The following is a 15,288-nucleotide window of genomic DNA, read 5'->3' as shown; positions in this document are numbered from 1 at the left end:
TATTTTTGTGTAAAAGCCAAAATCATCAAACACATGAGCAATATTCTTGTATCTACCGAAAACGAAATCACTACTATTACGATCAACCGCCCAGATAAACTCAATGCACTCAACAAGCAAACCATCAGCGAATTGAGTCAGGCAATAGATCAAGCAGAGGACGATGAGGATACTCGGGTAATCATTTTGACCGGTGCCGGAGAAAAAGCTTTTGTAGCTGGTGCAGACATCAAGGAATTTGCTGATTTTACTCCAGAACAAGGAAAAGAACTAGCTGCCAAAGGACAGCATGATCTTTTTGACAAAGTAGAAGCTTGCTCCAAACCTGTGATTGCGGCTGTCAACGGTTTTGCGTTGGGTGGCGGTCTTGAACTGGCGATGGCAGCACATTTCAGAGTAGCCAGTGGCGATGCCAGAATGGGTCTTCCCGAGGTTTCCCTAGGAGTAATTCCTGGATATGGCGGGACCCAGCGCCTTCCACAACTGGTCGGTAAAGGTCGCGCCATGGAGATGATCATGACGGCCGGTATGATCAATGCTGGCAGGGCTCACGAGATTGGACTGGTCAATCATGTGGTCACACAAGAAGAATTGCTACCTACCTGTATCCAGTTAGCCCAAAAAATCATCAAAAATAGTCCCATGGCCTTAGCTGCCGCCATTGATGCGATAAATGCTGGTTTTGCAGTGGGTGTTGATGGGTATCGAGCCGAAATTGATTGTTTTGGTGCTTGCTTTGGTACGACCGACTTCCAGGAAGGCACCTCAGCATTTTTAGAAAAACGCAAGCCTCAATTTTAGGAAGAAAATCGCTATGTAGGCTATTACGACTTTATGATGTCAACACCTTAAAGATGATAGGCGGAAAGACTTTATGGATTTCTTGTCATCAACCCCTGAACAAGAAGAAATCATCTTTCATGTCCTCGATTTTTTCATCTTTATTGGTCATGATATAATCCAGGGCGCGCTCCGTAAATTCCAATCCTTTATCAGTAAGGGAAACCACCTCATCCTCGATAATGATCATATTGTTTTTGACGGCCAGATCCAATACAGAATTGGCACGAACCCTATGCCAATTGATATGTTCCTGAAGATGGGCTACACGTCTTTCTTCTAGGCTGTCATGGTTGTTTAGGTGTAATAAAAAAGTGAGTAGTGAGACTTCTATTCGCTGTCGACTTTGCCTGAATAATACCGCAATCAAACCTTTATTGGGCGCTAGAAGATATACGGTCAAGAACAACAAGCCTAAAACGGTAGTAATTGATCCGGAAATAGAAGCGTCCAGTAATCTAGCCATCCAATAGCCGCCGATGGCACTAGCTATACCAAATAAGACAGACAACAACAACATGCGCTTGAGGTCGACCGTGAGCAAATACGCTGTGGCTGCGGGAGCGATCATTAACGCCACCACCAGAATGGCTCCCACGGCGTCAAAGGCAGCAACAGTGGTCACGGATGCAACACTCATCAATCCGTAATGTATCAATACTGGAGAAAACCCCAGAGCGCTGGATAGCCCGAGGTCGAAAGTGCTAAGCTTTAATTCTTTGTAAAATGCAACCAGCAATGCTAGAGAGATCAATAAAATGATTGAGATGATCCATAATCCTTTAGGTCCCCAGTCACTGCCGTCTACCATCCAACGATCAAATGGAGCAAAGGCCAGATCGCCTAAAAGTACCGCATCTACATCCAAGTGAACATCATTGGCATTCTGGGCAATCAGGATCACACCGATACTAAACAAGGCTGGAAATACCAATCCTATGGCGGTATCCTCTTTGACCAAGCCTGTTTTTTGAATCATTTCGACCAGCACCACCGTTATGATACCGCTGAATGCAGCCAATATGATCAACCAGGGTGAAGCCAAATCATGGGTAATAAAAAATCCGATCACGATTCCCGGAAGAATGGAGTGACTTATAGCATCACTGATCAAGGCCATTTTACGCAGTACCAAAAACACCCCAGGAACGGCACAAGCGGCAGCTGTTACTGCTGCAATCAATTGTATTTCCAGCATCGGATTCATGGCTCGGGTAGATTTTTATTGTACAAGTTGGCCGCAGTCTCAAAACCTGTGGAGGTCATGGACCAATTCTGGCCTTGAATGGTTATCCAATCTTTTTCGGCCAATTGCGACAAGGTATTTTTAGTGAACCCCTGAAAATTGTTCAAAATCCGTATGGCATGTGGTCGGGAAACATCTTCATGTTTACGAACGATATCGTACATGAAATAAAGTGTCTTTTTAAGTTCCAGCTCCCGCCGATTCCGTATCAACCGCAGTTGTTTAAATAAGATACCTCGTTCTGGAGAGAAAATAAATGATACGGTAACAAAAACGGCAGCGACCAAGACAATTACTGGACCTGTGGATAAGCCGGGCTGACTTGCACTAATAGCAGTTCCAAATACGCCAGAGCATGCGCCAAAAATGGCAGCTAGCCCAACCATAACTCCTAAACTATTGGTCCACTGTCTAGCCGCTGCGGCTGGTGCAAGCAACATGGCACTCATCAACACAACGCCCACGGTTTGCAGACCGATGACAATTGCCAGCACAATTAAAAAACTGATCAATCCATCAATAAATCGGGTATTAAAACCCAAGGTCAAGGCATAATTCTTATCAAATAAGAGCAACTTAAACTCCTTCCAAAACAACAAAAGTATGATAAGGCTAATTCCTGTCACAATCAGCATCAGCCGTACGTCGCTCTCGACCAAAGTCGCAGCCTGACCAAAAAGATATTTATCCAATCCGGCCTGGTTGGCATTGGGTTGTTTTTGGATGTAAGTCAGCAGCAACATACCGAACCCAAAAAAAAGGCTGAGGATCAAGCCTAATGCGGTATCCGTTTTTAAATGAGTTTTTGTGATGATCCCTCTGATCCAGAAAACACCAATAAGTCCACTGACCAAAGCGCCCAGCAATAAAATATTGGAATCTTTGGCGCTAGTAATCAAAAATGCAATAGCGATACCTGGCAATGCAGCGTGAGAAATGGCATCTCCCAGCAGACTCTGTTTACGCAACACAGCAAAGCTACCTAACATACCACATATAGCACCCAAGACCGCTGTTCCCAAGGTGATGGTGCGCAAAGTATAATTGGTAAAGAAGTCTGTAAGTTCCATACTGGGAGTCTTATTCTAGAGAAGTTACTGTTGCACTGCTACTTTATAATTGATACCATAGGTTTTAGTCAGATTGTCATCATTGAAAATATCTTTGACAGGACCGGTGGCGATATGTTTGACATTTAAAAAGGTTACCCAATCAAAATATTCTGGAACAGTTTGAAGATCATGGTGAACCACAATGACCGTTTTACCGGCTTTGCGCAACTCTTTCAAGATATTGATGATGGCAATTTCAGTAGTCGCATCCACCCCTTGAAAAGGCTCGTCCATAAAATAGATTGCGGCATTTTGCACCAGCGCCCTGGCCAGAAAAATACGTTGTTGTTGGCCACCTGAAAGCTGGCTGATCTGTCTGTTTTTGAAGGCCAGCATACCCACTTTTTCAAGTGCCTCCAGGGATTGTTTTTTCTGCTTGCTTCCAGGTCGTTTGATCCAACCCAGTGCACCATAGGTACCCATCATTACCACATCCAGCGCGGTTGTTGGAAAATCCCAGTCTACACTACCCTTCTGCGGTACATAAGCTACTTGGTCCCGTTGTTTGCTATAGGGTTTACCATAAATTTTTACTGAGCCAGCAATCGGATCGATAATTCCCAAAATGGATTTGATCAAAGTGGATTTACCAGCTCCATTAGGCCCGACAATCGCCATCAGCACACCTTCAGGTATAGAAAGATCGATGTCCCATAAAACAGGTTTGTAATTATAGGCGACGGTCAGGTCATCTACGGCAACGGCGATTTTTTCAGACATCATTTAAGGGCTTTAACAATGGTTTCCACATTATGTTTATACATTCCAACATAAGTCCCTTCGGGAGTACCGGCACTACCCAACGCGTCGCTGAAGAGTTCGCCACCAATTGCGACCTCGTGTCCCTGGGCTTTGACCGCAGCCTGCAAGGCTTCTACTGTGCGTCTAGGCACACTGCTTTCTACAAAAATTGCATTAATCTTATTGTCAATAATAAATTGAGTCATGCGTTGGACGTCTTGCACCCCAGCTTCTGTAGCTGTTGACAGTCCTTGCAGCCCCACTACCTGAAAGCCAAAACTGCGACCGAAATAATTAAAGGCATCGTGGGCAGTGACCAGTATTCGACGGTTTTCAGGCAACTGACCAATCGATGCTGTGAGTTCAGTTTTTAAAGCGTTGATCTGCTTCAGGTAATTCTGGCTATTGGATTCAAAAGTTTCTGCATGCTTCGGTGCTATTTTCTTCAATTCTTCAGTGACATAGGAAGTCATTTGGGTCCAATAATCAATCTCAAACCAGATATGCGGATCATAACTGCTGGCAAAATAATCACTCCCTATCAGCGTGCTTTGATCCAGTGCATCACTGATTGCCAAGGTTTTTTTACCCTGCTCGTTCATTTTTTCAAAAACCTCTACCAACTTACCCTCCAGGTGCAACCCGTTATAAATAATTAAGTCTGCATTGTAGAGTTTGGTCACGTCTCCTTCGCTGGCCTTGTACAGGTGAGGATCGACCCCACTGCCCATCAAGCCTTGGACTTCAATAGCATCACCACCGATCTGCTCAACCATATCTGTGATCATGGTAGTCGTAGTCACAACAGAAAGATGCTCCGGTAAACCTTCTTTTTTGGTATTGTCGGCACAAGCGCCCAAAAGCAGGGATAAGCTTAACACCATCCATAGTCTTTTCATATCTACATATTTAATATTCATTTGAATTGAGAGCGTTGATCTCATCTGATGCTTGATAGAAGTTCGCTTTCGCGAAAGCGATATGACCACATCAGATAATTCTTTAATTCTTGCGAATTCTGTAACTCAACCCAGCACTCAATAACAAGTTTTGACCTTCTGTGATTCCAGAGCCAAAGGTGAGGTCAAACTGCAAATCATCGGTAGCCAAATAAGTGAATCCAGCATCCCACAAATGATTGGCACTACTATCTTCTGGAAAATCGCCGTATAACTCCACATAAAAGCCAATGGTTTTGGTCAGGTCATAACCATAAGCCAAGGTGTACAAATAGGCCAGTTCGGGATTATCAGGCCCTAACCTGGCTCCGATGTTATAAGCAATACCAGATTTGTCGTTGATCGTGTGGTCAAAAGAGAACCTGAAGTCCATGCCCGTCTGTTCAGGTTTGTAATCTGAACTGGCACTAAACGGCATGGTAAGGTGTCCAAGTAGGGCAATTTTGGGGCTCCAGCCGTCACCATCCGCTATACCGATCTTGGCACCTAATAGCAATGGAGAAGTGCCGTTTAGATCTTCGCCGATTTCATTTCCATCAGCTTCAAAAGCTGTTGAGCGATAGTCTAAGCCAATTCGTAACTCCATATTATCAAGTAATCCGTAGCGTAGCAAAGTCGTATTATAGGTAGTTTCCTTTACTTTAAAATCATCATCTCCACTTTCCGTATAAAATCCTCCAGTTTCAATCTGTAAGAATCCTTTTCTTACCAGACTAGGGGATTCTGTAGCATCTGGTCGGTCAGTCACCAGCGGGCCGATATCCGTTGATTCGTTTTGGGCACAGAGGATCATACTGGTAAGCAGTATCAATGTAAAGAGTACATGTTTTTTCATTCCTGTAGTTTTAGATAAAGGTTATCTGCGATCTGTTCAGATATTTGCAGTGTTTTGTCGTTAGCTTGAATAGAAAAAGACTGATCAAATTCCTCACGATCCAATATTTGAATACTTGTTCCTAATTGTATCTGGTGCTTATCCAAATATTTGAGGAATTGACTGGAACTATCCATTACTCCCACCAGGGTACCACGATCGCCCTTATTCAGCTGTGATACGAGAGTCTTGTGTGTTTTTTCAAAATTACCGTGCTGGTCTGGAATGGGATCACCATGGGGATCGCGCTTTGGATAACCCAGTAATTTGTCCAGTTCATTAATGAGTTTACGGGATTGAATGTGTTCCAGTTGTTCGGCCACATCATGCACTTCATCCCAGGCAAAATTGAGTTTCTGTACCAGAAACACCTCCCACAAACGGTGTTTCCTAATGATCTGTACCGCGCAGGTCCATCCGTTCTCTGTCAGTCTGGCACCACGGTATGGAATATACTCGGCCAGATTTTTATCGGCCAGCTTCTTTAACATATCCGTCACAGATGAAGCCTTGGTATTCATGCGTGTTGCGATCTCATTGGTAGAAACCAACGCACTCCCCTCTTGCAGGTGATAAATGGTTTTGATATAATTTTCTTCAGATACCGAATGCATACGGTAAAGGTAAATCTTTTATTTGATTCTTGTAAAATAATATTTAGACAAGACTAAAAATAAAACTTTATTGGAAATTAATCAGACCTTCAACCTCACCTAATTGGAGATATACTTTTTTGGGGTAGTACCGTACTTTTTCTTAAAAGCGCTGATAAAATGGCTTGCGGTGCTGTATCCTACTTTTAAGCCCACCTCGTTTACATTGTGTTGGCCACTATCCAGGAGCTGCCGAGCATAATCCATCTTGTGATCCAGGGCAAATCCGTAAACGGTATCTCCGTAAACTTCTTTAAATCCTTCCTTTAATTTTTTAAGTGACAATCCGATTTCAAGAGCCAGGTCGTTCAGTGACGGCAGATCCGTCATGCGTTCAATAATGATTTCCTTGGCGTGTTTAATTTTTCTCATGTTCTCCTCATCGGCCAAAAATGGGCAAGCATCCACATTGGCTTCCTCTGTATTAAAATACAGGGACAATAACTCATAGGATTTACCTTTAAAATAGAGCTGCTTGATGGTATCGTTCAGATTATAATTCATCAGTTGGTGCAGAGCTACGGCCATCGACGGAGAGATTTTGCCATCGACATAATATTTCTTGTCTTTATTTTCTGGACTGAGAAAACTCACGTGCTGAGCGTCTGGCGAAAAAAGTGAATGAAATTTCTTGATGGAAACAAGCAAAGAGATGAACCACGAGCCCGGCGCCAATTGGAGATCGATAGGTAAATCCCTGGATGGATTGTAAAGCAAATAACTATTTTGTTCGCGCAAGTCCAATTTGTAGCTTCCCTCATTAAAGGCTAATTGTACTAATCCTTTGAGACAAAAATGAAATTGAAGAAAACTGCTGTCAATTTCATGTAAAAAAGGGATGGGTTCCTTGCCTTCATTTTTAATTCTGATGACATGAAATCCATCTTCAATGATGGTGACTTCGGCGGCACCTTTAGCGATATTTTCCATAAGGTTACTTATTTAAAACGACTCTAAATAATAGAGGATCTGCTTTCGCGCAAGCGTCATCCCTAGCAATAATGAGCTATAATACAGTCAGATGAGACAAATGTAACGTATAGCGACGAAAAACGAACCTCTAGCGTTATTTTTAAACTTGAACCTCTGTTAATTTTGCAGGATCGTACGTAAAGACCATATGGGGGCAGTAGCCGGAAGACCTTTTTCTTTTTATGCTATCGGAGTGAGTTACCGCAAGGCAGATGCCGAGATGCGCGGTGCATTCTCTTTGAGCCCAGCTGCTACGGATAAAGTATTGAAACAAGCCCGCAGCGAGGGAATACCTTCTCTAGCGGTTATCTCTACTTGTAATCGCACCGAATTATACGGATTTGCGCAACACCCATTCCAACTGATCAAACTTCTTTGTGAGCATTCGCACGGTACGGTGGAGGAATTTGAAAAAATTGCCTACGTCTATAAAAATGATAAGGCCAATGACCATTTATTTCAGGTAGGTACAGGGTTGGACAGTCAGATTTTGGGGGATTTTGAAATCATCGGACAGTTGAAGTTGGCCTTTAAAAAATCAAAAAAATACCAATTGATCAATCCCTATATGGAAAGATTGATCAATGCGGTGATCCAAGCCAGCAAACGTATCAAAACTGAAACCGATCTTAGTAGTGGTGCCACCTCAGTAAGTTTTGCCAGTGTGCAGTACATTTTAGAAAACTTCAGGCCGGGAACACATCAAAACATCTTGTTATTTGGCACAGGGAAAATAGGTCGCAACACTTGTGAAAACCTGATCAAGCACACCGAGAATAAAAAAATCACCTTGATCAATCGTACCAAGGACAAGGCAGAACGTGTGGCAGGTAAGTTTGATCTGGTCGTTAAGGACTATGCTGAGCTGGAGGAACAAATTGCACAATCCGATATCTTAATTGTTGCTACTGGAGCCCAGAATCCAACTATTTCAAAGGACCTGATTCACACCAGCAGACCTTTACTAATTTTGGACCTGTCCATTCCCAAAAACGTCCATGAAGATGTGCTCCAACTGGACAATGTAAGCTTGGTGCATCTGGATGAGCTGTCCAACATTACCAATCGCACTTTGCAGAATCGGGAAAATTTTATCCCTCAAGCACAGCACATTATTAGTACTATACAAGCCGACTTTAAAAAATGGCAAGAATCCAGGAGTTTTGCACCTACCATGCATGCTTTAAAAACTAAACTAGCTACCATCAAGGAGGCCGAGATCAAGAGCAACCGTACCAAAATTGAAAATTTTGACCAGCAGCAAGCAGATTTGATTGCCGACAAGATTATTCAAAAAATTGCAGGTCATTTTGCCAACCACCTCAGGGACGAAGAGGTCAATACTGATGAAGCTATCAATTTACTAAACAGGGTTTTTAAATTGGAAGATCTTGCTTCCTAAGCCTTGACATGAACTTTTTGGAAACCAGCGTTTATTACCTTTTTCAATTATTTGTACAACCTGGTGCATTTATTTTACTATTTTTTTTAGCCTTGACCATACGCCAGGCCGAATTGAGAAAACAAAGCATTGAGATTTTCAGACTACTGCTCATCATCAGCTTTACGCTGCACTGGATCTATATCGGAATTCAAGTGGCTCAAGGTCAGGATTGGGTCGCCCACCAACACCTGTTCGGTGAATATGCTGTAATCAACATCTCGCTACTCGTTTTGCGATTGTTGAGTCCGCTAATTTTGTTTCAACCTATATGGGGAAGAAAACCTGTTGTTTTGGGAGTTATTGCACTTTTTATGTCTTGTAATTATTGGATGGAGGTTATGACGATCACGATAAGCTCTTTCCACCGGGATTATATAAGTCAGGATTTCATATGGTTTGAGCCGCTGATGGTAATAGGACAATTGGTGAGTTTCCTTTACATTACCTTTGTCTCTCTCATTATTTTGGGCATTTCTTGGCTGCTTTTAAGGCAGCGAGAAGGCGTGCTTTTAAAATTGTTGTAAAGATTCTATGGCATTGGAAAAAATTATCAGAATAGGCACACGTGATAGCGAACTCGCCATGTGGCAAGCAAAAACTGTGCAGGCACAATTGGAGGCTCTAGGTCAGCCTACTCAACTACATCCGGTCAAATCACAAGGCGATCTCAACCTGGACGAGCCATTATATGAAATGGGTATTACTGGTATTTTTACTAAAACCCTGGACCTTGCCTTGATCAAAGGGGAAATAGATATCGCCGTTCACAGTCTCAAGGATGTCCCTACACGATTGCCTAAAGGAATGGTGCAGGCAGCGATTCTCACTCGGGCGTCTCACAAGGATCTTTTGGTGTATAAAAAAGGTTTTAACCCAGATGACTCCATCACCATTGCCACTGGTAGTTTAAGGCGTAAATCTCAATGGCTTCATATGTATTCGCATCATAAGGTGGTTGATCTGCGCGGTAATGTCAATACGCGCTTGTCTAAATTACACAAGAATCAGGACTGGCATGCAGCGATCTTTGCCAAAGCAGGGCTGGATCGTATTGGACTACTGGGTCAGCTCAAATCAACCTACGGATTTGAATCCGCCGACCTCGATAGTTTTATTCCGGCTCCTGCCCAAGGCGCAATGATGGTGGCGGCCATGGGAAAACATACAGATTTACTGGAAGCATTAAAGCCCTTAAACGATCAAACCACCGAAACCTGTGTCAACATCGAGCGCATATTTCTAAGAGAGCTAGAGGGCGGATGCACGGCCCCCATTGGAGCTCTGGCACAAGTAGAGGCTGGTCAACTTCATTTTAAGGGATGTTTGCTCAGTCTTGACGGAAAGAAACGTTTAGATGTTCAGGAAAGAATGGCTTGGAATAACTTACAGGAGGAAGCTGATCTTATCGCTTTCGCGAAAGCGCAATCTGCACACATTCTGTCCTCAGGAGGAGACCAATTGATGCAGGAAATCAAAAAGTCATTGGATCAATAGGCAACGTACCCTTGCTAAATTTGCTATCTTTAAACCTAAACCAAAGTCATGCCTATTCAAGCCCCATTCAATCTGCACCAATGGATCGAGGAAAATCGAGATTTATTAAAGCCACCCGTGGGCAACAAAAATCTTTACCGTGATGCAGGTGACTATATTGTTATGATTGTTGCTGGACCCAATGCCAGAAAAGATTATCACTACAATGAAACGGAAGAATTATTTTATCAGATTGAAGGCCAGATTGAAGTCCATGTACAGGATGAAGGCCAAAAACGCACGATGAAACTAGGACCAGGTGATATGTATCTGCACCCAGCCAAAATTCCGCATTCTCCAGTACGCCATGAAAACTCCATTGGATTGGTGATTGAACGTAAGCGGTTGGATGCCGGTGCCGTAGATGGATTGTTATGGTATTGCGATAACTGCAACCATAAGTTACATGAAACTTTTTTTGTACTAGAGGATATAGAAAAGGATTTTCTCCCCAGATTCAAAGAATTCTATGGCTCAAAAGAATTGCGCACCTGCGACAATTGTGGGGAAATAATGGAGGCAGATGAACGCTTTACGGCATAAGTTTTTCTCTAAAGTATGCACCAATAAAAAACCCCAAGAATCAACATCTTGGGGTTTCTGATTGTAGAGGGATAAATTAACCTTTAGGTAGAAGCACGCCATCGACTACGTGAATCACACCATTGGATTGATCAACGTCGGCAATAATAACCTGAGCGGTATTACCACTGGTATCCGTCACATAAACTTTTCCATCATCCATGGACAAGGTGATCGTACTCCCACTTACTGTAGGGACAATGGCTTTATTATTATTAGCTGTCACCAATTTTTTTACATCTTTGGCCGAGTAATTGCCAGCAACGACATGGTAGGTTAAAATACCTGCCAGCTGTTCCTTATTTTCTGGTTCTAACAAAGAGGCTACGGTTCCCTCTGGCAAGGCATCAAAAGCTGCATTGGTTGGGGCAAATACCGTAAATGGACCTTCGCCGGCCAGTGTATCGACCAATCCAGCAGCTTTTACAGCAGCTACTAAGGTGGTATGATCAGCAGATTGTGAGGCATTTTCAGCGATGTTTTTGGAAGGGCACATAGCCGCGCCGCCCACCATGACGGTTTTCTCCTTCATTTTCTCATCTTTCATTTTGCCATCCTGGGCAAAACTAGAATTTCCAACGAATAGGGCCGCTGCAAATAGAGCGATACCCAAAATTTTTACTTTTTTCATAATAGGGATTTTTTTGAATTATAGACTACGTCTGATATGGAAGTTTAGTATAGGCCTGCGCTCCTTACTTACCACGTTTAACTACAGCTTAACAGCAACACCAACATATTTGGGAAAAATTGGGAACTGCCAGCCCTTCTATCCACTCAGTCAAATTCCGACAAATAAAAAAGCGCCCTTTAAAAGGGCGTTTTTTTATGGAATGATGACAGTAGATTACTCTACGGTAACACTTTTAGCCAGGTTACGTGGCTGGTCCACATTTTTACCTAACATCACTGCGATTTGATAGGAGAGTAACTGCAACGGAATAGTCGTGAGCAGTGGCGTCAGGAATTCGATGGTATCTGGCACCTCGATCACGTGATCCGCCAAATTGCGCACATCCACATCACCCTCAGTAACGATACCGATGATCTTACCGCTTCTGGATTTGATTTCCTGAATATTGCTTACCACCTTTTCGTAGTGACCTTTTCTGGTAGCGATTACAATTACCGGCATTTCTTCATCGATCAAGGCGATAGGTCCATGTTTCATTTCTGCAGCCGGATAACCTTCAGCATGGATGTAGCTAATTTCCTTAAGTTTTAAGGCACCTTCTAGGGCTACCGGGAAATTGAATCCACGACCCAGATACAGACAGTTCTTGGCGTCCTTGTAAATGGCCGCTACTTTTTCAATATGATCGTTGGATTTCAAGGTCTGCTCCACTTTACCCGGGATGGCGTCAAGGGCTTGGAGGTAAGTATGTAATTGGCTCGTGGATATCTTCCCTTTTCTTTTGGCCAATTGAAGCGCAATCAAAGTAAGTACTGTAATTTGTGTCGTAAATGCCTTGGTTGAAGCCACGCCAATTTCCGGTCCTGCATGGGTATAAGCTCCTGCATGAGCCTCTCTGGAGATCGAACTACCAACCACATTACAAACACCAAAGACAAAAGCACCTTGCTCTTTGGCCAATTTTATAGCTGCCATGGTATCTGCCGTCTCGCCACTTTGAGAGATAGCGATAAGGACATCATCTTTATTGATGACAGGGTTCCTGTAGCGAAATTCAGAGGCGTACTCTACTTCTACTGGAACTCGGGCCAATTCTTCAAAAATATACTCGGCTACCAACCCGGCATGCCAACTGGTACCACAAGCCACAATCAGAATTCGCTTGGCATTGATAAATTTATCGATATGCTCATCGATACCGGCCATCTTGATTATACCTTTATCAACCAACATGCGTCCTCTGAAAGTATCTTTAATGGCGTGAGGTTGCTCATAGATTTCTTTGAGCATAAAATGCTCATAACCGCCTTTTTCAATTTGCTCCAGATTCATCTGAAGCTCCTGGACGTAAGGGTCTACTAAAGAGTCATCGTGGATTTTACGAATCTTCATGTCTTTATGCGTGCGCACTACAGCCATTTCTCCGTCTTCCAAATAGATCGCATTTTTGGTAAATTCCAGAAACGGACTTGCATCACTGGCGATAAAAAATTCGTTTTCTCCTACGCCAATAGCCAATGGCGATCCTAGTCTGGCAACAACTATCTCGTTAGGTTTGTTACGATCAAATACCGCTATGGCATAAGCACCAATAGTTTGGTTCAAGGCAATTTGAACGGCCTTCCCCAACTTGACCTTTTCTTTTTTCTTTACATCCTCGATTAGGTTCACAAGTACTTCTGTATCTGTATCTGAAGTAAAGGTGTAACCACGATTAGTCAGTTCCTGACGCAGAGGCTCGTAATTCTCAATAATACCGTTGTGGATAATCACCAAGTCCCCGGTGTTGGAAAAATGTGGGTGTGAATTAACGTCATTTGGAACACCATGTGTGGCCCATCGGGTATGTCCAATGGCTATATTTCCATGAGAGGAAATCTCTGATTCCAATTTTTCCTCAAGGTCAGATACTTTTCCCTTGGTTTTAGAGAACTTGAGTTCGTTCCCATCATAAATCGCGATTCCCGCGCTGTCGTATCCGCGATATTCCAATCGCTTCAATCCGTTTAAAACTATAGGGTATGCATCTCGCTGACCTATATATCCAACAATTCCACACATAAAATTCGATTAAATTAGTTCCCTTGGGTTTCTGAGTAGAATACCTTCAATCTAGGACGCAGTGTCATATCCGTTGCGTTACTACCATGAAGTATTGTTCCTTCATGGGATATCGCGGTAGATTCTGGTATCAATTCAAGGTCGGGATTACCTTGTTTAACTTCTACATTTCCAATGAGAGAGACGTCTTGCGAAACCACAATAGCCAATCGATCATTATCAGTAAATCCTCGAATAATATTATTCAAGTGTTGGGTAATGGTAATTTTATACTTGACACCTGCAGTGGTATCATCTTCATCATCTATACGTTGTAAGGGGCCCAAATGTCTAAGATTGGACGCTAAACCAGCTCTATTTTGTGACAGGTCATAATCTGCCAACAATCTATTATTCTCATAATTATAAATAAGAATACGATTGGGTTCAGTTGTACCTGCGTTTACGAGATCTTGGTTGACATAAAATTCAATAGATGCCTCGTTGATCAACCAATTATTTTCAATTAGATCTGAAAGTTCAGGAGCCTCAGGCTGCGTGTCTGTGGTAGCTTGACCAAATAATTCCAACACCGCCAGGCTCCCTGGACCACCTTTCAAATAGAGGTTTTCGGCACCTTCATCAGTTGACTGTGCATTATTGGACTCCTGGATGGCATTAGCAATAGAGGCATCAAAATCATTTTGAATGAAACCTGCTATATTACCAGAAAAATTAAATCTAAAATTGGAGTCGATTGTTTCTGATGTATCCTGGTCGTTATCAACATCATTCACGTCTGGAATAGCAATCACAAAGTCTATAAAACCATTCCTGAGGTCAAGATGTACCAAATTTCCATTGCTGGTACCCGCTGACTCCACATTAAAGTATAAGCCTCTAAAATAGTCTTGGAATGAATTGTTATTAGCAAGTTCAGGCCTTACGCCAGTGATGTCTCCGTCGACATCCGTAATAAAAAACAGATCTTTCCAAGTTTCCAGAGAAATGTTTGCAATTAATCTTGGCGTTTTACGCTCGACAACGGTAGTTTCATTAGTAGTTGGATCGATCTCCTCAACAACAATCTCATCTTCACTCGGAATAAAATTGTCAATAGAAAGCACTACATCTCCTCGGATAGCATTGATTTCGCTTTCAAAATCTGAATAATACACTGCTCTTTGGGACAGGTCCTGAGCGTCAAGGGAGGTTAGAAAATAATTGTTCCTATAAACGTTTATATCGATTGGCTGATTGCCATAGAGGGAATCCAACTCGTATATAGTCGCCTCACCCTCTCTTCCTACTGCTCTTGAAAAATAAGGGATTTCAAGTCTGACCTCCGTCAATGTAGAACCTTCTGGAATTTGTGGATTATTTAATTGAGAATTCAATTGTACAACAAAGTCATAGGTAGAATTACCATATACGGGATCAGCATATATTCCCAGAGGGTATGAATCAAAAGTGTTGGTTTGTACAGGGCCTACGCTTACAGAATAAGCCTTGACATCATAACTAATTTCTTGAATCACGCCATCTGGGTCAACACCAAGAAAGTCCTCTCCCAATGGTGTCAACTCATTGTCACAGGACACCAATCCCGTGATCGCCATGATAAAAATCATGACATTCCAAATACATTTTTTCATTTT

The 15,288-nt window shown here is 42.6% G+C and carries 15 protein-coding genes; 5 read left to right on the top strand and 10 right to left on the bottom strand.

Features of this window, described 5'->3' with window-relative positions; all coding sequences use genetic code 11:
• Nucleotides 1–33: 33 nt before the first annotated feature.
• Complete coding sequence (locus EGM47_RS03215) at nt 34–801, top strand: enoyl-CoA hydratase/isomerase family protein (protein WP_124979311.1); 768 nt, start codon at nt 34–36, stop codon at nt 799–801.
• 88 nt (nt 802–889) lie between these two features.
• Here EGM47_RS03215 and EGM47_RS03210 read toward each other — a convergent pair whose 3' ends face one another.
• The 7 genes from EGM47_RS03210 to EGM47_RS03180 all read right to left on the bottom strand — a co-directional run bounded on the left by EGM47_RS03210 (nt 890) and on the right by EGM47_RS03180 (nt 7,355).
• Nucleotides 890–2,047 (bottom strand): metal ABC transporter permease, encoded by a 1,158-nt coding sequence (locus EGM47_RS03210; protein WP_124979310.1) that lies wholly within the window; start codon nt 2,045–2,047, stop codon nt 890–892.
• Nucleotides 2,044–3,156 carry a metal ABC transporter permease gene (locus tag EGM47_RS03205; RefSeq protein ID WP_124979309.1) on the bottom strand — a complete coding sequence of 371 codons (1,113 nt, stop codon included), beginning with the start codon at nt 3,154–3,156 and terminating at the stop codon, nt 2,044–2,046. Before EGM47_RS03205 ends, EGM47_RS03210 begins: the two co-directional genes overlap by 4 nt.
• Nucleotides 3,157–3,180: 24 nt before the next feature.
• Complete coding sequence (locus EGM47_RS03200) at nt 3,181–3,918, bottom strand: metal ABC transporter ATP-binding protein (RefSeq protein WP_124979308.1); 738 nt, start codon at nt 3,916–3,918, stop codon at nt 3,181–3,183.
• Nucleotides 3,918–4,838, bottom strand: coding sequence for a metal ABC transporter solute-binding protein, Zn/Mn family (locus tag EGM47_RS03195; protein ID WP_124979307.1), 921 nt, complete (start codon nt 4,836–4,838; stop codon nt 3,918–3,920). Before EGM47_RS03195 ends, EGM47_RS03200 begins: the two co-directional genes overlap by 1 nt.
• A gap of 103 nt (nt 4,839–4,941) precedes the next feature.
• Complete coding sequence (locus EGM47_RS03190; RefSeq protein ID WP_124979306.1) at nt 4,942–5,733, bottom strand: transporter; 792 nt, start codon at nt 5,731–5,733, stop codon at nt 4,942–4,944.
• Nucleotides 5,730–6,386 (bottom strand): metal-dependent transcriptional regulator, encoded by a 657-nt coding sequence (locus EGM47_RS03185; protein ID WP_124979305.1) that lies wholly within the window; start codon nt 6,384–6,386, stop codon nt 5,730–5,732. Before EGM47_RS03185 ends, EGM47_RS03190 begins: the two co-directional genes overlap by 4 nt.
• A gap of 99 nt (nt 6,387–6,485) precedes the next feature.
• A complete protein-coding gene (locus tag EGM47_RS03180) occupies nt 6,486–7,355 on the bottom strand; it encodes an AraC family transcriptional regulator (RefSeq protein ID WP_124979304.1) in 870 nt (289 codons plus the stop codon).
• Between the two features lie 190 nt (nt 7,356–7,545).
• Here EGM47_RS03180 and hemA point away from each other — a divergent pair, with 190 nt between their 5' ends.
• Genes hemA through EGM47_RS03160 form a run of 4 tightly spaced genes read left to right on the top strand, consistent with a single transcriptional unit; the run spans nt 7,546 to nt 10,917 of the window.
• A complete protein-coding gene (gene hemA / locus EGM47_RS03175; RefSeq protein WP_124979303.1) occupies nt 7,546–8,799 on the top strand; it encodes a glutamyl-tRNA reductase in 1,254 nt (417 codons plus the stop codon).
• A gap of 8 nt (nt 8,800–8,807) precedes the next feature.
• A complete protein-coding gene (locus EGM47_RS03170; RefSeq protein WP_124979302.1) occupies nt 8,808–9,365 on the top strand; it encodes a hypothetical protein in 558 nt (185 codons plus the stop codon).
• A 13-nt stretch (nt 9,366–9,378) separates the two neighbouring features.
• The gene (gene hemC / locus EGM47_RS03165) at nt 9,379–10,335 is read left to right on the top strand and encodes a hydroxymethylbilane synthase (RefSeq protein ID WP_164510821.1); all 957 of its coding nucleotides are present in this window, start codon (nt 9,379–9,381) and stop codon (nt 10,333–10,335) included.
• 48 nt (nt 10,336–10,383) lie between these two features.
• Nucleotides 10,384–10,917 (top strand): 3-hydroxyanthranilate 3,4-dioxygenase, encoded by a 534-nt coding sequence (locus tag EGM47_RS03160; protein ID WP_124979300.1) that lies wholly within the window; start codon nt 10,384–10,386, stop codon nt 10,915–10,917.
• A gap of 76 nt (nt 10,918–10,993) precedes the next feature.
• Here EGM47_RS03160 and EGM47_RS03155 read toward each other — a convergent pair whose 3' ends face one another.
• From EGM47_RS03155 to EGM47_RS03145, 3 genes are all read right to left on the bottom strand, one after another.
• A complete protein-coding gene (locus tag EGM47_RS03155) occupies nt 10,994–11,587 on the bottom strand; it encodes a fasciclin domain-containing protein (protein WP_124979299.1) in 594 nt (197 codons plus the stop codon).
• A gap of 216 nt (nt 11,588–11,803) precedes the next feature.
• Nucleotides 11,804–13,651 (bottom strand): glutamine--fructose-6-phosphate transaminase (isomerizing), encoded by a 1,848-nt coding sequence (gene glmS / locus EGM47_RS03150; protein ID WP_124979298.1) that lies wholly within the window; start codon nt 13,649–13,651, stop codon nt 11,804–11,806.
• A gap of 14 nt (nt 13,652–13,665) precedes the next feature.
• The gene (locus tag EGM47_RS03145) at nt 13,666–15,285 is read right to left on the bottom strand and encodes a DUF4270 domain-containing protein (protein WP_124979297.1); all 1,620 of its coding nucleotides are present in this window, start codon (nt 15,283–15,285) and stop codon (nt 13,666–13,668) included.
• Nucleotides 15,286–15,288 lie beyond the last annotated feature (3 nt).

The sequence above is a fragment of the Nonlabens xiamenensis genome (assembly GCF_003865345.1).
Classification (GTDB): domain Bacteria; phylum Bacteroidota; class Bacteroidia; order Flavobacteriales; family Flavobacteriaceae; genus Nonlabens; species Nonlabens xiamenensis.
This window is presented reverse-complemented; position numbering and strand designations above follow the sequence as displayed.